Below are 19,163 nucleotides of genomic sequence, written 5' to 3' on the forward strand. Positions count from 1 at the left end.
TCCCGACAGGCGGACGTTTCGTCGGCCGAAGGTGCCCCGGCCTAAGCCGCGCGTCGCTCCCGCGCGCTCAGCACGACCGCCACGCACCAGATCGCAAACCCGCCAAGCGCGAGGCCGCAGCCGACCCAGCCGGTTGAGGTCCAGCCGAAGCCGGCGGCAATCGCCATCCCGCCGAGCCATGGCCCGAGCGCATTGGCGACATTGAAGGCCGAATGATTGAGCGCCGCCGCCAGCGTCTGCGCGTCGCCTGCAACGTCCATCAGCCGCGTCTGCAACACCGTCCCGAGCGCCCCGCCGAGCCCGATCGCAAAGACGTCGAGCGTGACCGCGATGAAATTGTGGGCGGCGATGGTGTAGAGCGCGAGGATCACCGCCATGAACAGCAGGAGGGCGCCGCCGGTCGGCATCAGCCGCTTGTCGGCGAAGCGTGGGACGACCAGATTGCCGACGGTCATACCGAGCCCGAACGCCGCCAGCACGACCGGAACGAGCGCGGCGGGAACGTGCGTCACCGCGGTGAGCGTCGCGGTCAGATAGGTATAGACCGCGAACAGCCCGCCAAAGCCGATCGCGCCGATGCCGAGCGTCAGCCACACTTGCCCGCGTCGCAACGCGCCGAGCTCGCGCAACGGGCTCGCCCCGGCCTGAGGACGGTCGCGCGGCACGATCGCGATCGCTAAGCCCGCAGTGATCAGCGCAAGCACCGCGACGATCGCGAAGCCGAAGCGCCAGCCGAATGCCTGTCCCAACCAGGTCGCGACCGGCACGCCGATGATCGTCGCGACCGTCAGCCCCAGCATCACCCGCCCGACCGCTTGAGTCCGCCGTTCGGGCGGAACCAGCGACGCCGCGACCAGCGACGCCACGCCGAAATAGGCACCGTGCGGCAAACCGCTGAGAAAACGCACGAGCAGCAGCATCGTATAGGATTGCGCGAGCGCCGACAGCGCGTTGGCGATCGCGAACACCGTCATCAGGCCGATCAGCAGCGTACGCCGCGGCAGCTTGGCCGACAGGATCGCGATCAATGGCGCTCCGACGACCACGCCCAGCGCATAGGCGCTGATGACATGCCCCGCGCTCGGCTCGTCGACATGCAGATCGCGCGCGAAATAGGGAAGCAGGCTCATCGTCGCGAACTCGGTCGTCCCGATCGCGAAACCGCCGACGGCCAGCGCGAAATGAACCAGGCCGACATGCCGGACTCCCGCGGGGCGCGCCGCGGTCGGGGAAAGGGCAGGCATGGACAGGCTCCTTGATCCGTCGCCGAGCAGCGGCGACGGGCGATTCAGCAGCCTCTCCGTAGTGCAGGGGGTTGATCCGCGCGCTCCGCCCCATACAAGCCGAGCGCGGTGACGCCATTACAATCTTTCCGCGATCGACGCGAAGCGCGTGCCGCCCGATCGGTTCAGAGGGATCGGCCGCGGTGACGATTTCGCGGGATTTCTTTGCGCAGGACGCGGTCAGCGTCGCGCGCGGGCTGATCGGTGCCGAACTGTGCATCGATGGCGTCGGCGGCCGGATCGTCGAGACAGAGGCGTATGACGCCGGTGATCCCGCCTCGCACAGCTTCGGCGGCGCGACGAAGCGCAATGCCGCGATGTTCGGCCCGGTCGGCCATGCCTATGTCTATCGGATCTATGGTCTGCACTGGTGCCTGAACCTCGTTTGCGCGCGCGATCAGCCGGGCAGTGCGGTGCTGATCCGCGCGGTCGAGCCGCTGTCCGGGATCGACGTGATGCGCGCGCGGCGCGGGGCGATCGCCGACCGGCTGCTGTGCAGCGGCCCCGGGCGGCTGGCACAGGCGCTCGGCGTCGATGCGGCGTTGGACGGCGCGCCGCTCGACCAGGCCCCCTTCGCCTTGACGGCGCCCGCTACGCCATCACGGATCGTCGCCGGGCCGCGGATCGGGATCACCAAGGCGGCGGCAACGCCCTGGCGCTTTTGCCTCGCCGGGTCGCGGTATCTCAGCAGGCCCGTCTGAAAGCGCTGCGCGGATCGATCCGGGCCTGACCGAGTACGGTTACATTCAGGACGATACCCGGTACAACGGCGCGATGATGCCCGAAACCACCGCGCGATCCCTGTTGCGAGCCGAAACGCGCGACCAGCACGACCAGGTCGATCGGATCTTCTCGCGGGTCAAACTCGATGATCGACGCGAGTACGGCGCGTTTCTCAGCGCGCAGGCGGCCGCGCACATTCCGGTCGAAGGTGCGCTGGCCGCGGGCGGCGTCGCCGGCATCGTCCCCGATTGGGAAGCCCGCCAGCGCGGCGATTTGATCCGGGCCGATCTCGCGGCGCTCGGTCTCGCCACACCCGACCCCGCCGGAACGATCGCCTTCGATGGCGAGGCGGCGGTGCTTGGCGGTCTCTATGTCCTGGAAGGATCGCGCCTCGGTGGGACGATGCTCCAACGCTCGGTTCCGGCCGACTTCCCGACGCGCTTCCTGGGCGGTGTAGACTCGGCCGCCTGGCGCAGCCTGCTCCAGCTGCTCGACGGGCGGCTCGATAGTGCGGTAAAGCGTTCCGTCGCGGTCGCCGCGGCGCGTGACGTGTTTGCGTTGTTCGAGGCGAGCGGGCAGCGATTTGTAAGGGACGGGGACTTTGGCTGACGACTTCGGAACCGTCGATCTCACGAACTGTGATCGGGAACCGATCCATATTCTTGGCGCGATCCAGCCGATCGGGTTCCTGCTTGCGCTGACCGCCGACTGGCTCGTCGCGCGCGCATCGGCGAATATCGCCGCGTATATCGGGCACAGCCCGGAGAATCTCATCGGGCTCCCGCTTTCCGAAATCCTCTCGTCGTCCGTCATCCAAGATCTGCGCAACCGCGCGGCGATATTGCGCGGCGCCGACGCGGTCGAACGGATGTTCGACATTACGCTGTTGCCCGACCGGCAGCCGTTCGACGTCGCGATGCATTATTCCGGCGATCAGATCGTGATCGAGGCCGAACCGGCATCGGGCGAATATGGCGATGCCAGCGGCATGGTGCGCTCGATGATCTCGCGGCTCGATCAATGCGCCGATATGGACGCCTTCTTCCGCGAAGGTGCACGCCAGGTCCGTGCGCTGATCGGCTTCGACCGCGTGATGGTCTACCGCTTCGCGGCCGACGATTCCGGCGAGGTCGTCGCCGAGGCGGTGAAAGCCGGGATCGGCAAGCTCCTCGGGCTGCGCTATCCCGCCAGCGACATTCCGGTTCAGGCGCGTGCCATGTACAAGCGCAACCTGTTGCGCGTCATCGCGAACGTCGATGACCAGCCCGTGCCGATCGTTCCGGCGCGAGACGCGTCGGGTCAGCCGCTCGACCTCTCGCTCTCGGTGCTGCTCTCGGTATCGCCGATTCACATCGAATATCTCAAGAATATGGGCGTCCAAGCGTCGCTGTCGATCTCGATCCTGGTCGACGGCAAGTTGTGGGGCCTGTTTGCCTGCCACCATTACGCGCCCCGCTGTCCGACCTTCGAGCGGCGTTCGATCAGCGAACTGTTCGCGCAGATGTTCGCGATGCGGCTCGAAAGCCGCGAGCGCCAGGCGACCGTCGAATTCGAGCGCGGCGCCCGCGATATTGCGGATCAGCTCCTCGGCGCGGTCGCGTCCGACGATACGCTGCTGAAGAACCCGGACTGGCTTGGCGATATCCTGACGCGCGCCATCGCAGCGGACGGCGTCGGCGTGTCGATCGGCGGGAATCTCGCCTTTTCGGGGGTCACGCCGTCGGCCGAGGCGTTCCGCCGGATCATCCGCGCGCTGAACAGCACCGCGGCCGGCAAGGTCTTCGCAACCGACCGGATCGCCGCGATCCTGCCGGGTGCGGAGACATTCGCCTCGGCCTCGGCGGGCCTGCTCGCGATCCCGATATCGCGTGCGCCGCGCGACTATGTTGTGCTGTTCCGCTCGGAGATGGTGCGATCGGTACGGTGGGCGGGGGATCCGCACAAGCCGGTCGAATATGGCGTCAACGGTCCACGCCTGTCGCCGCGCGAGAGTTTCGCGGAGTGAAAGGAAATCGTGCAGGGCCGCTCGCTGCCCTTCACGCCATCCGAGGTGCGCGTCGCCGAGACGCTGCGCGCGACGCTGATCGAGGTCGTGCTGCGGCTCGCCGATGAGGCCTCGGCCGAGCGGCAGCAGGCCAGCGCGCGGCAGGAAGTGCTCATCGCCGAACTCAACCACCGCGTGCGCAACGTGCTTGGTGTGATCCGCGGGCTGATCCGGCAGTCGCAGCCGGCCGAGAATGTCGTCCAGGATTTCGTCAAGGTGGTCGACGGGCGGATCCACGCGCTGGCGCGGGCGCACAATCAGATCACCGACGACCATTGGGGTCCAGCGCCGATGCAGGCGCTGATCGACGCCGAGGCCGCCGCCTTCCTCGCCGATGGCGACAAGATCATCTCAAATGGTGCGCCTGTTCTGCTCAATCCGCAGGCGTATTCGACGATGGCGCTGGTGCCGCATGAACTCGTCACCAATTCGACCAAATATGGCAGCCTGTCGGTGCCGGAGGGGCGCGTGACGATCAGTTGGGAGCGCGACGCGGCGGAGGACCTGCACTTCACCTGGCGCGAGTCCGACGGCCCGGTGGTCGCCCCGCCGACGCGCAAGGGATTCGGCACGACGATCATCCACCGCTCGGTGCCCTATGATATCGGCGGAACGGCCGATGTCGAATATCGGCCCGAGGGGGTGGTAGCGTGGTTCCGCATTCCCGCGCGCCATGTGTCGGATCCGCCGGCCGGGATCGAACAGCCGGTCCGCTTGGCCCGACCCGCCCCGGGGCTCCCCTCGGTGATGCCCGATCGGATGCTGCAGGGCCGTGACGTCCTGTTGGTCGAGGATAGCCTGATCATCGCGCTCGATGCCGAAGACATCGTCACGCGACTTGGCGCCGAGACCGTCACCACCGCAGCGACGGTCGACGGTGCGCTCGATGCGATCGAGCAGAGCAAGCCGGCGGTCGCGATGCTCGACATCAATCTGGGCGACCGCAACAGCTTTGCGATCGCCGATCGGCTGCTCGCGCTCGGCGTGCCCTTCCTGTTCGCGACCGGCTATGGCGAGCAGGCCAAGCTGCCGGCGGATCATCGCGACCGCATGGTCGTGCAGAAGCCCTACACGCTCGAGAATGTCGCGCGCGCGATGGACGAGATGCTGGGGCCGGACGCGACCGACTGAGCCCCCGGCACGCATTATACTGCACTGCCGCACAAACACTGTGCGTGCGCTCCGCAAGCTGCTAGGCGCCGCGCGATATCGCGATCGATCGCTCGATTCGGTATCGCTTTGATGCCTCTTCCACACAGGAACCCGATGCCCCGATCTAGCCCCTTGTCCGGAGACGGCGACAGTAGAAGCCTCGGCTTCTGCGCTGCCGATTGCCGGAATCCTGGGCCCGACCGGGTCGTCACGGGTAGCATCCTGCTGACCTGAGGCGATCCCCGGCGGGCTCGAACCACGAGACCCGAGGATTTCGCCGATGACCCTGTTTCGCGCCCAAGCGCGCATCGTATTCCCCCGTGCGCGTCGCTGACGCGCCGTTTCGGCCGCGCATGCCAAAGGGCATCGTGCTGCCGCATGTTTCGATCGCGCCGCTCGGTAGCCTGCTGCTGCTCGCCACCAACCCCGCGGCTGCGCAGACCAGTGACGCGCAAGCTGGAGATCCGCAGAGCTTTGCGCTCCACGGACAGGCGACCTTTGTCGTCCAGGGGGTAGGGGGCTTCGCCTCACCGTACTCGGGCCCCAACAGCCTCGCGCCCCGGCAGACCAAGGAGACCGCCGACATCACCGCCTATGTCGGCGTGCGCCCGTGGCAGGGCGTGGAGGTGTGGGCCAACCCAGAGATCGATCAGGGCTTCGGCCTGTCGAACACGCTCGGCGCTGCCGGATTCCCGAGTGCGGAGGCGTACAAGGTCGGCAAGTCCACACCCTATTTCCGCCTGCAGCGCCTGTTCTTCCGCCAGACGATCGGTCTCGGCAGCGAGCGTGAGGCGGTAACGGCGTCGTCCAACCAGCTCGGCGGGTCGCGCGCGGTCGATCGGCTCGTCCTCACCGTCGGCAAGGTCGGCGTCGGCGACGTCTTCGATTCGAACCGCTACGCACACGATCCGCGCGCCGATTTCCTCAACTGGTCGGTCGTCGATGCGGGGAGCTTCGATTACGCCGCGGACGCGTGGGGCTATTCGACCGGCGCGGCGCTGGAAGCCTATCGCGGGCATTGGACCGTTCGCCTCGGCGCGTTCAACCTGTCGCGTGTGCCCAATGGCGAAACGCTCGAGCGGGGCTTCGGCCAGTATCAACTCGATGGCGAAGTCGAGCATCGTCACAGCTTCGGGCAGCGCGCAGGTACGGTGCGACTGGGCGTGTTCCGCAACCGCGGGCAGTTCGGGCGGTTCGACGACGCGCTGGCACTCGGCGTGGCGAGCGCTGCCCCGGTCGATACCGCGCTGGTGCGCGGGCGGCGAACGCGGCTCGGCGTCTATGCCAATGCCGAGCAGGAACTGACGGGGACACTCGGGATCTTCGGCCGTCTCGGCTGGTCGGATGGCGGAATCGAGCCGTACGACTTTACCGATATCGATCGCACGGCGCAGCTTGGCGCGGTGCTCGCGGGCAAGGGCTGGGGGCGCGCGTCGGACCGGATCGGGCTCGCGCTCGTCGTCAACGGGATCTCGGCCGAGCATCAGCGCTATCTCGCCGCGGGTGGGATCGGCGTGCTCGTCGGCGATGCGCGGCTGCCCGATGCGGGCAGCGAGGAGATCGCCGAGCTCTATTACGCCGTGCACGTCCTGCCGGGTGTCGATGCGACGCTCGACGCGCAGCACATCGCCAATCCGGGCTACAATCGCGATCGCGGGCCGGCAAACATCGCCGCTTTGCGCCTGCATGGAGCATTCTGACATGCAAACGCCCGGTTTTCTCGGCTTTTCGCCGCGGCGTCTGAAAGTGCGGCTCGACTGGCCTGATGCCGCCTTGTTCGCGATCCTGGCCGCGGCCGGGGTGGCGATCGCGGCGGGGGTCAACGACGCGACCGAGCCGCTCGCGAAGCTTCGGCTCGAGCCAGTCGTGCTCGATGCGTGGCAACTGCCGCGCTACGCGCTGCTGACGACGCTCCGGTTGTTCGCGGCGCTGGCGGCATCGTTCGTCTTCACGCTGGTCGCCGCAACCGCCGCCGCCAAGAGCCGCCGCGCCGAACTGGTGATCATCCCTGCGCTCGACATTCTCCAGTCGGTCCCGGTGCTGGGGTTCATGACCTTCACCGTGACCGCCTTCATGGGGCTTTTTCCTGGGAGTCGCGTCGGAGTCGAATGCGCGGCGATCTTTGCGATCTTCACCAGCCAGGCGTGGAACATGGCGTTCAGCCTGTACCAGTCGTTGCGCCAGGTCCCGGCCGATCTCGACGAAGTCGCGCGCGGCTTCGGCCTGTCGCCGTTGCGCAAGCTGATACGGCTCGAATTGCCGTTTGCCGCACCGGGGCTGGTGTGGAACGCTATGATGTCGATGTCGGGCGGCTGGTTCTTCGTCGTCGCGTCGGAGGCGATCAGCGTCGGGCATACGCAGATCATGCTGCCGGGGATCGGCTCCTGGCTGGCGATCGCGATCGAGCAGCGCAATCTCAGCGCGGTCGCGCTCGCGGTCGGGGCGATGGCGGTGGTCATCCTGCTCTACGACCAACTCGTCTTCCGCCCGGTGATCGCCTGGGCCGATCGCTTCCGTGTCGAGCAGACGGCCAGTGTGGCCCCGCCGAAATCTTGGCTGTTCGATCTGTTCCGCCGGGCGCGGCTGCTCCCGGCGTTCACCGCCCCGCTGCGTGCGGTCGGGCAGATGGTCTATCTGCTCGAACCCGCGCGCCGCCCGATCGCGCAACAACGCGAGTTCACGACCAAGGCGCAGAAGCCCGCGGCCCGCGGGATGCGGCTGTGGACTGCCGTGGTCGCGCTGAGCGCGCTCGCCGCAACCGGCTATGCGATCGATTTTCTGCACCAGACATTGTCGCTCGGCGACGCATGGGCGGCGTTGCGGTTTGGTCTCATCACGCTGCTGCGCGTGATCGTGCTGATCATCTTGGCGAGTTTCGTATGGGTGCCGATCGGCGTGTGGGTCGGGCTGCGGCCGCGCTGGACGTCGCGGATCCAGCCCGTCGCGCAATTCCTCGCGGCGTTCCCGGCCAATGTGCTGTTCCCGATCGCGGTCGTCGCGATCGTGTATTTCCATGCCAACCCGGATGTCTGGCTGTCGCCACTGATGGTGCTCGGCACACAATGGTACATCCTGTTCAACGTGATCGCCGGCGCGAGCGCTATCCCGAGCGATATGCGGGAGGCAGCACAGATGTTCGGGGTACGGGGCTGGCAATGGTGGTGGCGGCTGATCCTTCCGGGGATCTTCCCCTATTACGTCACCGGCGCGCTGACCGCCTCGGGTGGATCGTGGAATGCGAGCATCGTCGCCGAAGCCGTGTCGTGGGGCAGCACGCGGCTGCGCGCGCAAGGGCTCGGCAGCTATATCGCCGATGCCACTGCTGCAGGCGACGGCGCGCGCGTCTTGCTCGGTATCATGGTGATGTCGGTGTTCGTCATCGCCATCAACCGCCTGCTGTTCCGTCCGCTCTATCGCCTCTCCGAACGCCGTCTGCGCCTGTCCTGAGGACCTTGCCATGATTCCGCACACCGCCCGCCCCGTCGTCACGCTCGAGCATGTCAGCCATAGCTATGGGGGCGATCAGGGTGGCCCGCCGATCCTCGAAGACGTTGCGCTCGCCGTCCGCGAAGGCGAGATCGTCGGACTGCTCGGCCGCTCGGGCTCGGGCAAGTCGACGCTGCTGCGCTCGATCGCCGGGCTGGTCCGCCCGTCGAGCGGCGAGCTGCGCTTCGTCCCCGACGCCGAGGGTGCGCCGCGCTCGGTGTCGATGGTGTTCCAGTCCTTCGCGCTGTTCCCGTGGCTGACGGTGCTGCAGAATGTCGAGCTCGGGCTGGAGGCGCAGCGTGTGGCGGCCGAGGAACGGCGTACCCGCGCGCTCGCGGCGATCGATCTCATCGGGCTCGACGGCTTCGAGAACGCCTTTCCCAAGGAATTGTCGGGCGGGATGCGGCAACGCGTCGGGCTTGCGCGCGCGCTCGTCGTCGAACCGTCGCTGCTGCTGATGGACGAGCCCTTCTCGGCGCTCGACGTGCTCACTGCCGAGACGCTGCGTACCGATCTGCTCGACCTGTGGGGCGAGGGGAAGCTCGGCATCGCCTCCGTGCTGATCGTCACGCACAATATCGAGGAGGCCGTGCTGATGTGCGACCGAATTCTCGTGCTTTCGTCCAATCCCGGCCGGATCGCGGCCGAGTTCACCGTCTCGCTGCCGCAGCCACGCGACCGGCTCGATCCCGAATTCCGCGAGCTGGTCGAGCAGATCTATGCACGCATGACGCAGCGCGCAGTCGTTCCCGTTGCGCTCCCGGGAACGCTGCCCGAACATGGGCTCGATCGACCGCTGCCCGACGTGTCGATCAACAGCCTGGCGGGCCTGATCGAAGAGATCGAGGCCGCACCGTTCGAAGGACGCGCGCCGCTCGCCACGCTGGCCGACACGCTCCAGCTCGAGATCGACGACCTTTTCCCGATCGTCGAGACGCTGCAGATGTTGCAGTTCGTCGATATCGATGATGGCGACGCGGTACTGACCAAGCACGGCGCGGCCTTCGCGCAGGAGGATGTCGATCAACGCAAGGCCAATTTCCGCCGCACGCTCGAAACCCATGTCCGGCTTGCGCGCCACATCCGCGGCGTGCTCGACGAGCGCCCGAGCCATCAGGCGCCCGCCCGGCGGTTCCGCGACGAACTCGAGGACCATATGTCGCCCGATTTCGCGGCGACGACGCTGCGCACGGTGACCGAGTGGGGGCGCTATGCCGAACTGTTCGCGTTCGACGATGACGGCGATTTGTTTTCGCTCGACGATCCAGCCTGATCGACGGCGCATTCGGGGGCGGTTCGAGCCGTGCCACCAAAAGGCAAAGGCGGGCTGCCTATATCGACATGGTGAGGGACACGCCCCGAGGATCCGTCGATGAAGCCCTCTATCGTTCGCTTTACGTCGATCGCCGGGATTGCGCTGCTGGCAGCGTCTCCTGCGCGCGCGCAACGCGGCGGTGGAGCGCAGGGCGGCGGCGGGGGCGGCTCGCATATGGGCGGTAGCGGTGGCCACGGTGGCGGCAGCCTGCGCCGTGGCGGCGGACGCGATGGCGGTATCCGCGCAAGCTATCGTGGCGGCCGCAGCTACGGCGGCTATGGCAGTTACGGCTACGACGATGCGTATGCCGACGACAGCGTGGGCTGCGAGTCCGTATGGATACCACAGATCCAAAGCTATGAGCAGGTCTGCGCCTAGACGGAGGCGTGCCCCTCATTCGCGTTAGAAAAGACCGGCCGCGCGCTGGCCTTCTGTGTTCCTGCATCGTCAATTCTAGCGTAAGCTCCCCGCTCTAAAGCAAAATATTGAGCTCCGCGATGGGGTCGTCGTCCTCGCAAGCGGAGCATCGATGATCCGCCGACGAAAACCGGGTGGTGCGTTCGCCCCGTGCAGAGCGCCCGGAGCGGACATCCTTTCCGAATATCTCGCGCCCCTTTCATAACATAAGCATGCATATTATCTGCTTGCATGTAATCGACAGAAGCGGCTAGGCGCGACCGCGGTTGCAGGGGCTATTCGCGTCCGACGTGTGGTCCGCGGACCCAATGCTTTTCGAGAGCAGAGAGTATGAGCTTGGAAGATTCGCCAGGTCGTTCGGCAGACTATCCCGCGCTGGAAGACGCCCCACCGATCGTCGAGCCGGCACCCGTGGTGCAATCCGCCGACCGCCAGCCCAGCGCGCGGCGTCGGTTGCGGACGCCCCTGCTGCTGCTCGCGCCGATCGTCGCGGTGCTCGTGATCATGTATTTCTATCTGAGCGGCGGCCGCTACGAAGCAACCGACAATGGCTATATCCAGTCGGACCTGGTCTCGGTCAGCGCCAATGTCAGCGGCCCCGTCGTCGCGATCGCCGTCCACAACAACCAGCGCGTCAAGGCAGGCGATGTCCTGTTCCGGATCGACCCTGCGCCCTATCAGGCGGCAGTCGACGAAGCTGCAGCGGAACTGGCCAGCGCCCGCACGCAGGTCGCCTCGGTCCGCGCGAGCTATCGCGAGGGCGAGGCAACGCTCCAGGCCGGCCGCGACAAGCTCGCTTACGCTCAGCGCGAGGCGGCACGCCAGAAGGCGTTGCTCGCCGAAGGCATTTCGTCGCAGGCGCAATATGACCAGGCGGTGCTGGCCGCGCAGACCGCGCGCCAGCAGATCCAGACGTCGGTCCAGCAAAATGCCGGCGTCGCCGCCACGCTGACCGGCAGCGTCAGCGCGCCGACCGAGCGCCAGCCGTCGGTGCAGCGCGCACAGGCGGCGCTCGAACGCGCCCGGCTCAACCTTGGCTATACGACGGTCCGGGCGGCGCAGGACGGCATCGTCACCAAGGTCGATCAGCTCCAGCTCGGCAGCTATGTCTCGGCGGCCAAGCCCGTTTTCACGCTCGCCGGCACACGGCTGTGGGTCGAAGGCAATTTCAAGGAAAACCAGCTCGATCATATGCGTGTCGGCCAGCGCGCGACCTTCAAGGTCGATGCCTTTCCCGATCTCGAGCTGACCGGCCGGGTCGCGAGCTTCAGCCCCGGCACCGGCAACAGCTTCGCGTTGCTCCCGCCCGAAAATGCGACCGGCAACTGGGTCAAGGTCGTCCAGCGCCTGCCGATCGAGTTCAGCATCGACCACTTGCCGCGCGATATCCCGCTGCATGCCGGGCTGAGCGTCGAGGTTACGGTCGATACCGGCTATCAGCGTCACCTGTTCGGCGCCGCGACGCCGGTCCGATGACCAGCGCCTATCCGGTCCCCGCCGTCCGCAACCTGATCACCGCATCGGTGATGGCGGCGACGGTGATGAATTCGCTCGACAGCACCATCGCCAACGTCGCGCTGCCGCATATCCAGGGCAGCGTCTCGGCGTCGAGCGAGGAGATCACCTGGGTCCTGACGTCCTACATCGTTGCGGCGGCGATCATGACGCCATTGACCGGCTGGCTCGCTGGCCGCTTCGGACGCAAGCGGCTGATGCTGTGGTCGATCGTCGGGTTTACCGTCGTGTCGGGGCTGTGTGGTCTCGCCAACAGCCTGGGCGAACTGGTCGGCTTCCGACTTCTACAGGGCGTGTTCGGCGCCGCACTGGTGCCGATGAGCCAGGCGATCCTGCTCGACATCAACCCGCCCGAGCGCCACGGCCCGGCGATGGCGGTGTGGGGCATGGGCGCGATCCTCGGCCCGATCATCGGCCCGGCGCTCGGCGGCTGGCTGACCGACAATCTCACCTGGCGTTGGGTGTTCTACATCAATTTGCCGATCGGCATCCTCGCCTTTGTCGGCCTGTCGGGATTCCTCACCGAGACCAAGGACGCGGTGCGGCCCCGGCTCGACGTGTTCGGCTTCGCGCTGTTGACGCTCGCGATCGGCGCGTTCCAGTTGATGCTCGACCGCGGGCAGACCAAGGACTGGTTCAGCTCGCTCGAGATTTGCATCGAGGCGGGGTTCGCGCTGTTCTTCGGCTATCTCTTCGTCGTCCATACGCTGACCGCGAAGAAGCCGTTCATCGACATCGGCATGTTCAAGGATCGCAACTTCCTCACAGGCTCGATCTTCGGCTTCTTCCTCGGCACGGTCCTGTTTGGCGTGCTCGCGCTGCTGCCGACGATGCTCGAGACGCTGATGGGGTATCCGGTGGTGCTGACCGGGCTCGTCACCGCGCCGCGCGGGATCGGCACGCTGATCTCGATGATCATCGTTGGGCGGATCATCAAGCGCGTCGATGCGCGGCTGCTGATCTTCGTCGGCTTCGCCCTGGCGGCGATCTCGCTCTACATCATGGCGGGCTTCTCGCTGCAGATGAGCGAGCGGCTGGTGATCGTATCGGGCTTCGTCCAGGGGCTCGGCACGGGCCTCGTCTTCGTACCGCTGACGACGATCGCGTTCGCGACGCTCGACGTCAAATATCGCAACGAGGGCGCGGCGATGTTCACGCTGACGCGCAACATCGGCTCGGCGGTCGGCATCTCGGTGCTGCAGGCGCTGACGATCCGCAACGCCGCCGCGGTCCATTCGCGGTTGATAGAGGGCGTCCGGCCCGACAACCCCGCGCTCGCGCAAGGCTTCGATTTCGACGTGCCGAGCGCGGTCGCGGCGTTGAACGCACAGGTCACGCGGCAGGCGTCGATGGTTTCCTATATCGACGCGTTCTGGCTGCTGTTCGTGCTCACGCTCGCGGTAATCCCGTTGCTCCTGCTGATGCGCGGTCCGCGCAAAGGCGCGGGCGACGGCCCAACGATCCATATGGACTGATGCCAATGCGCTTGCTCCCGATCCTCCTCGCCGCCACCGCGCTGGCGGGTTGCACCGTCGGCCCCGATTTCGTGCGCCCGCAGGCGCCGGGAGAGACGGGCTATCGGCCGTCCAGCGAGCAACGTGCCGCGGTGCGCGGCGCGCCCGCCGTCACACTCGGCGCTGGCCCGACGCAGCGCTGGTGGACCGCGTTCGGATCGACCGAGATGGATGCGCTGGTCGACCGCGCGATCGCCAACAATCGCAGCCTGGCGGCCAGCAATGCGACGCTTGCCGCGGCGCGTGACGAACTGCGCGCCGTCGCGGGTCGGCGTCTGCCGCAGATCGACGCGAACGCGCGCGTCGATCAGGAACAGGTCAATCTTGCCGGTTTCGGGTTTTCGGGCAACAATCCACTCGCGCCGGGCGGCAATCCCGAATTCCACCTCTATTCGGTCGGCGGCGGGATCAGCTACGATCTCGACCTGTTCGGCGGGCTGCGCCGCCAGGTCGAGCAAAGCGCCGCGCAGGTCGAAGCCCAGCAACGCCAGACCGAGGCCGCCCATCTCTCGATCGCCGGACAGGTGGTCAACCAGGTCCTCACCGTCGCTGCGATCCGCGCGCAGATCGCGACCGCCAACGCCTTGCTCGCCGAAGACCTGCGCAACGTCGATCTGACGCAAAAGCGGCGGCAGGGCGGGGAGGGTACGCTCGTCGAGGTGCTCAACGCGCAAAGCCAATATACCGCCGACCGCGGCGACATCCCGCAGCTCGAGCAGCAATTGGCCGAGGCGCGGCATATGCTTGCGACGCTGGTCGGCATCGCGCCGTCGGAGCTCGGTGCGACCGAGTTCGACATCGCCAAACTGACCTTGCCCGCCGCGATCCCGGTCGCGCTACCGTCCGAGCTGGTCCATCGCCGACCCGATATCCTTCAGGCCGAGGCCGATCTCCATGCCGCGGCGGCGGGTGTGGGTGTGGCGACGGCGCGGCTTTATCCCGACATCACGCTCGGCGCGACGCTGACCCAGGGGGCGCCGGGGATCGGCGATCTCGTCAAGAATGCGTTCCGTGGATACGACATCTTCGCCGGCGTAACCGCGCCGATCTTCCATGGCGGGACGCTCAAGGCGCAGCGGGCGGCGGCGATCAATCGCGCCAAAGCAAGCGAGGCGACCTACCAGCAGACCGTGCTGAGCGCCTTCGGCCAAGTGGCCGATCTGCTTTCCGCGATCCAGAGCGATGCACGCTCGGTCGTCAATCAGAGCGAATCGGTGTCGGTCGCCGAGCGATCGCGGCATCTGTCGCGGCGCAGCTATCAGGTCGGCAATTCGGGCATCCTCCAGGTGCTGGAAACCGAGCGCCTGTATCAACGCGCCAGCAACGGCCTGGTGCTTGCCCGCACGCGGCAGTTCCTCAACGTCGCGCGGCTCTATGTCGCGACGGCAGGGGGCTGGACCGGCACTGCCAGCGAGCGGCCAGGCGCGGGCTGAGCACGGCGGCGGGGCCCGCCTTCAGGGGGCGGTGACCGTCGCGATCGCTTGCGGGGCATCGCGCAGCCGAAGGAAGATCCGCCCGTCGGCACTGGCGCGAGTGGTGATCTCGGTCGCCACGAAGCCGTCGGGTATCGCCTGGCTCGGTTGCAGCTCGGCATTCGTGCCGACCGCGTCGATCAGGAAGAAACGGTTGCCGGTCAGCTTGCAGGCCTTGCGCGCCGCGCAGCTGATCGCATGGATTTCGGGGAGCCGAACAACCGTAGCCAACGGTGTCCATGATGACCCGGCACCATCCCCGGCGATGCGGAAGCGGAGCGCCCCATAGCCGGTCGGGCCGAGCGCCTCGGCGGGGTCGAGCGAGACGATCCCGGTCTTGGCATCCTGCAGATCATAGCCCTTGCCCGCCGTGACGGTCGTGCTCGACCGGCCATCGAGCGTGCTGATCTCGATCGTTTCACGCCCGGACAAGGGCGCGGGATCGTCGAGGTGGAAGGCGAACGTTAGCTTTGCATCCTGCGCGAAGACCGCGTTTTCCGGCAGAGCGATCGGCAAGACGCCGTCGCGGACCGGCGCACGGGCGGTCACCCGGACGAGCGTCGCCGAAACGCGACGTGGCGCGATCGTGACGTTGAGCGATTTGTGCCGTCCTCCGGCATAGCTGATGTCGGCGGGAAGCGTCGTTCCGGCAGCGAGCGCCATCGCGCTCGCCGGGGTGCTCGCCTGAAGGACGACACGGTCCTGCTTGCCGACCCGGGTGAGCGCACCGGGCTGGAAGGTGAGCGAGCCGAGCGTCACCGCGACGACCTGGTCGAGCCGCGTTCCGGTGAGTGTGGCCTGATCGTCGCCGGCATGGAAGCTCAGCTCGTCGACGCTGCCGGCCTGCTGCAGTGCGCGCAGCGGCACCTCGGTCGCGGTCGCGACGCCCTTTTCCTCGACGACGATCGAGACCGTGCCGGGCTCGGCCTGTTCGAGCGGAACGGTTGCGACGATCCCGTGCGCGCCCGCCTGCTTCCAGGTCAGCGGCTCGACCGGACCATCGCCGCGGCGCAGCCCGATCTTGGTGACGCAGCCTGCGCTACCGCCGGTCAGCTGCAACTCGTTCGAGCGGCCGACGACGAGCGCGGTGCGATCGGTTGCCTTCCAGGTGCCGTCGCCGGGTTTGGTCAACCCGAAGCTCGGGCCGTCGAACGAGGAAAATCCCCAAGCGCCATGCAATTGCGCCGAGATGACCTGGCCGAACGGGCCGAATGGAATGTCGCCCGTCGCGATGAAGCCACCGAGGCTGGGATCGGCGCGGACCGGCATTTCGGCCTGCGTCCCGTCGAGCCGCTTCAGGCGCAGCACCATGTCGTGCGCGTACCCCGTGGCGTAGACCAGCGGCGCGCCTTCGACCGGCAGCACCAGCCCTGGCGCCGCGCACAGCATCGTCGCGGGGAGCGGCTGGCGCAGCGGCGGCGGCTTGGGCGCCTCGATCGCGGGGAGCGCGACGACCATCACCGAGGTCGGCTTGGCGAACGAGACCGGCGTGTTGAGCAACACCGTCACATGACCCTCGCGCTGCTGCGCGAGCGCCGGGATGAATTGCAACTGGGTCGATTGGAACGCGCCGAACAAGCGGAACACGTCGCGTACCACGCCGATATACGAGCTGTACGAGCCATAACCGGCTTGCGGCGTGGCGCTGAGCTGGAAAGCGAGATCGGTCGGTGCGCCGGCCAGCGTGTCAGCGAGCGCCGAGCTGTGCGTGTCGGCGAGCAACAGCGTCTCGCGGTCGCCGGTAAGACACGCCGACTGCACTTCGGTCGGCTGGACGAGACATTCGGCCTTGAGCTTGACCGCGAGACTGCGCGTCAGCACCGGTGAGACGGTCGCGAGGCTTTCGGGGTTCTTGCGCTCGGCGCGCTGCATCTCGCTCAAAAAGGTGTCGAGCCGGGCGCGATCGAGTGAGGCTTGATTGAGCTCCTGCGCGGCGCGGACGAACGCACCAGGCTGTTTGCGCACCGCGCTGATGACCGCACCGGCTCCGCCGCCCCGCTCGGGGACGATGAACACCTGCAGCTGCTGCGCGTCCTTCGGGACGACGAGCGACAGGCTGGCGTTCTTGTCGCGCCAGCTCTCGGCCTCGCGGAACCAGTCCTTGCCGGGGCGGTCGACCGCACCGCGCAGGAACACGGCGATCAGCCGGTAATGTTCGTCATGCCCCGGCAGTGCTGCGAGCTTGATCGAGATGCGGTCGCCTTCGGCGAGGTTGGGCACGCGCTCGAGCGGCAACGTGACGCCATCGCGCAGCACGGTGACGTCGAGCCGTGGGCCAATTAGATCGAACGAGGACGATGCCGCCTCGACGGCGGGTGCCGCCAGCAGCAGACCGAGCAGGCCGACGATAGGGGAAAAACGCAACACGGTGTCCACGGCCCAGTTTCAGTTTGCCTTGGCCTATGCCGTTGGCGTGTGGCGACAATGGGGCTGAAGCCGAGCCGCCGCAACCCCGCACGCGGCGGGCGGGCCCGGCTGGTGCAAAAGAGGGCTGACGTTCCAGGCTGTGGCGGGAATGGCGCGAAGGCCGCCGCGCGCAGCGATGTGGCACAGTTTCCGTTCCTCCGCCCGACGGTGGGACGCGGGCCGAGATCGAACGCTGCCGCCTTGCTTGTGCGAGCCGTCCTAAATCCGTCAGTTCGTCACCGCCGCGATGGCGCGCGACGATCGCCTCACCGCGGGTCCGCCCGATGGGGCACGCGGCGATCGCGGTCTATTGGTGGCGGTCGCGAGCGTGACAGACGAAGCCGTACCTACATTGCCATAGCGTCGATTGGACACGTCAGCCGATCGGTCCGCCCAACCCCGCAGCAAACGCGATGCGCAGCGCCTCGGACAGGCTGCGCGCGTGCAATTTGGTCATGATGTTGGCGCGGTGGACCTCGACCGTGCGCGGCGAAATGCCGAAATCATAGGCAATCGTCTTGTTGGGAAGGCCGTTCGCCAGCCCCGCCAGCACTTCGCGCTCGCGTACCGTCAATCCGCCGATTGCGACCGCCGCGCCGGCCGCGCGGACCGCCTCGGTCTCGGCGCGGTCGATCCGCTCGAAGGCGGCCGCGAGCGCATCGAGCAAGACCGCCTTGCTGAAGGGCTTTTCGATGAAATCGATCGCGCCCGCCTTCATCGCGCGCACCGCGATCGAGACGTCGCCATGGCCGGTCAGCACGACGACGGGCATTGCGATGCCGCGTTCGAGCATCGCCTGCTGAACCTCGAGCCCGTCCATCTCCGGCATCCGCACATCGAGCAAGACGCAGCCCATCGCCGCATGCCGCGCCGCCTTGAGGAATTCGACGCCCGACGCCCAGGTCTCGACGCGGAAGCCCGACGTTTTGAGCATGAAGCTCGCCGACCGGCGGATCGCTTCCTCATCATCGACGATGTGGACGAGTCTGTGTTCTGCCACTTGCGCAACTCCGTACAGCCCGCGCGTGCTTAGACCGGGTGTGCGATCGGCGCCATCCTGCGCGACGCTAACGGGCTCATCGTGGGGGGTTAGCGGCATCGGATGGGGCAGCGCGGCAGGGAAATCAGCTCGCCAGCAGCACGCGGCGCGCCTCGTTGCGGCGCGCATGGCGCTCGCTGAGGACGGCGGCGCAGGTGCGGCGCGCGGTTTCTCGGACGTCGGACAGGCACTGGCGAACATATTGGGCCGAGACGCCTTCAACGATCGAGTCAAAATGGAGGTGCCCGCCATCGACCAGCGCGAAGACCGAGGAGAGGTAGCTATCGATCCCCTGGCGGATCGACGTCCACTGGCCGTGTTCCTCCAGCCATGGCCGGGTCGACGCCGATGCGCTGATGCTCAGCAGGCGTTTGCCCTTGAGCGTCGCTATCGGTTTATCGGATCGCGGTGCAGCCTGGTCGAAACCTGCGCCGAACACCCGATCGATATAGCCCTTGATGATCGCGGGCGGCATTCCGACCCACAGCGGATAGACGAGCGCGATCACCGCGGCTTCGTCGAGCGCTGCAAGTTCGGCGGCGACATCGGACGGACGCCGATAGTCCGGCGCGGTCGAACGCTCGGAGCTGGCAAGCAGGGGCTTGAACCCCATCGCGTAGAGATCGCGCAGGTCCGCCGTCTGGCCGCATTCGCGGACTTCGGCGCAATAGGCCTCGGCAACGGCATGGGTGAAACTGCTGCGGCTCGGCGTGCCCAGCACGACGACGTGGCGGATGTCGGCCGGGTCGGCGTCGATCGCGACGGCACAGGTCATCGTACGCCGCACAGGCTGGTCA

Annotated in this window: 13 protein-coding genes and 1 pseudogene; 10 read left to right on the forward strand and 4 right to left on the reverse strand. The window is 67.2% G+C overall.

Annotated features, from left to right (window positions below):
- Positions 1-41 precede the first annotated feature (41 nt).
- The gene (locus ACVWYO_RS19800; RefSeq protein WP_457353738.1) at positions 42-1,244 is read right to left on the reverse strand and encodes an MFS transporter; all 1,203 of its coding nucleotides are present in this window, start codon (positions 1,242-1,244) and stop codon (positions 42-44) included.
- A gap of 182 nt (positions 1,245-1,426) precedes the next feature.
- Between ACVWYO_RS19800 and ACVWYO_RS19805 the strand changes: the two genes are divergently transcribed.
- The 10 genes and pseudogenes from ACVWYO_RS19805 to ACVWYO_RS19850 all read left to right on the forward strand — a co-directional run bounded on the left by ACVWYO_RS19805 (position 1,427) and on the right by ACVWYO_RS19850 (position 14,882).
- A complete protein-coding gene (locus tag ACVWYO_RS19805; protein WP_457353740.1) occupies positions 1,427-1,984 on the forward strand; it encodes a DNA-3-methyladenine glycosylase in 558 nt (185 codons plus the stop codon).
- A gap of 76 nt (positions 1,985-2,060) precedes the next feature.
- On the forward strand, positions 2,061-2,615 hold the full coding sequence (locus tag ACVWYO_RS19810; RefSeq protein WP_457353742.1) for a biliverdin-producing heme oxygenase: 555 nt from the start codon (positions 2,061-2,063) through the stop codon (positions 2,613-2,615).
- A pseudogene (locus ACVWYO_RS19815) lies at positions 2,608-5,181 on the forward strand (HWE histidine kinase domain-containing protein). Before ACVWYO_RS19810 ends, ACVWYO_RS19815 begins: the two are co-directional and overlap by 8 nt.
- Positions 5,182-5,555: 374 nt before the next feature.
- On the forward strand, positions 5,556-6,902 hold the full coding sequence (locus ACVWYO_RS19820) for a carbohydrate porin (protein ID WP_457353744.1): 1,347 nt from the start codon (positions 5,556-5,558) through the stop codon (positions 6,900-6,902).
- Position 6,903: 1 nt separating this feature from the next.
- Positions 6,904-8,649 carry an ABC transporter permease gene (locus ACVWYO_RS19825; RefSeq protein WP_457353746.1) on the forward strand — a complete coding sequence of 582 codons (1,746 nt, stop codon included), beginning with the start codon at positions 6,904-6,906 and terminating at the stop codon, positions 8,647-8,649.
- A 10-nt stretch (positions 8,650-8,659) separates the two neighbouring features.
- A complete protein-coding gene (locus ACVWYO_RS19830; RefSeq protein WP_457353748.1) occupies positions 8,660-9,961 on the forward strand; it encodes an ABC transporter ATP-binding protein in 1,302 nt (433 codons plus the stop codon).
- A gap of 99 nt (positions 9,962-10,060) precedes the next feature.
- Positions 10,061-10,381, forward strand: a complete 321-nt coding sequence (locus tag ACVWYO_RS19835) for a hypothetical protein (protein WP_457353750.1) — start codon at positions 10,061-10,063, stop codon at positions 10,379-10,381.
- Positions 10,382-10,750: 369 nt separating this feature from the next.
- Positions 10,751-11,896 carry an HlyD family secretion protein gene (locus ACVWYO_RS19840; protein ID WP_457353752.1) on the forward strand — a complete coding sequence of 382 codons (1,146 nt, stop codon included), beginning with the start codon at positions 10,751-10,753 and terminating at the stop codon, positions 11,894-11,896.
- Positions 11,893-13,410: a DHA2 family efflux MFS transporter permease subunit gene (locus ACVWYO_RS19845; RefSeq protein ID WP_457353754.1), complete on the forward strand. Its 1,518-nt coding sequence runs from the start codon at positions 11,893-11,895 to the stop codon at positions 13,408-13,410. Before ACVWYO_RS19840 ends, ACVWYO_RS19845 begins: the two co-directional genes overlap by 4 nt.
- A gap of 5 nt (positions 13,411-13,415) precedes the next feature.
- On the forward strand, positions 13,416-14,882 hold the full coding sequence (locus ACVWYO_RS19850) for an efflux transporter outer membrane subunit (protein ID WP_457353756.1): 1,467 nt from the start codon (positions 13,416-13,418) through the stop codon (positions 14,880-14,882).
- A gap of 21 nt (positions 14,883-14,903) precedes the next feature.
- Here the strand turns inward: ACVWYO_RS19850 and ACVWYO_RS19855 are convergent, their stop codons facing one another.
- From ACVWYO_RS19855 to ACVWYO_RS19865, 3 genes are all read right to left on the reverse strand, one after another.
- Entirely contained in the window at positions 14,904-17,288 is a 2,385-nt protein-coding gene (locus tag ACVWYO_RS19855; protein ID WP_457355069.1) for a hypothetical protein, read from the reverse strand.
- Between the two features lie 415 nt (positions 17,289-17,703).
- Entirely contained in the window at positions 17,704-18,327 is a 624-nt protein-coding gene (locus ACVWYO_RS19860) for a response regulator transcription factor (RefSeq protein ID WP_457353758.1), read from the reverse strand.
- A gap of 124 nt (positions 18,328-18,451) precedes the next feature.
- Positions 18,452-19,141 carry an NAD(P)H-dependent oxidoreductase gene (locus ACVWYO_RS19865; RefSeq protein WP_457353760.1) on the reverse strand — a complete coding sequence of 230 codons (690 nt, stop codon included), beginning with the start codon at positions 19,139-19,141 and terminating at the stop codon, positions 18,452-18,454.
- Between the last annotated feature and the right edge of the window lie 22 nt (positions 19,142-19,163).

This window comes from Sphingomonas sp. UYP23, assembly GCF_054059235.1.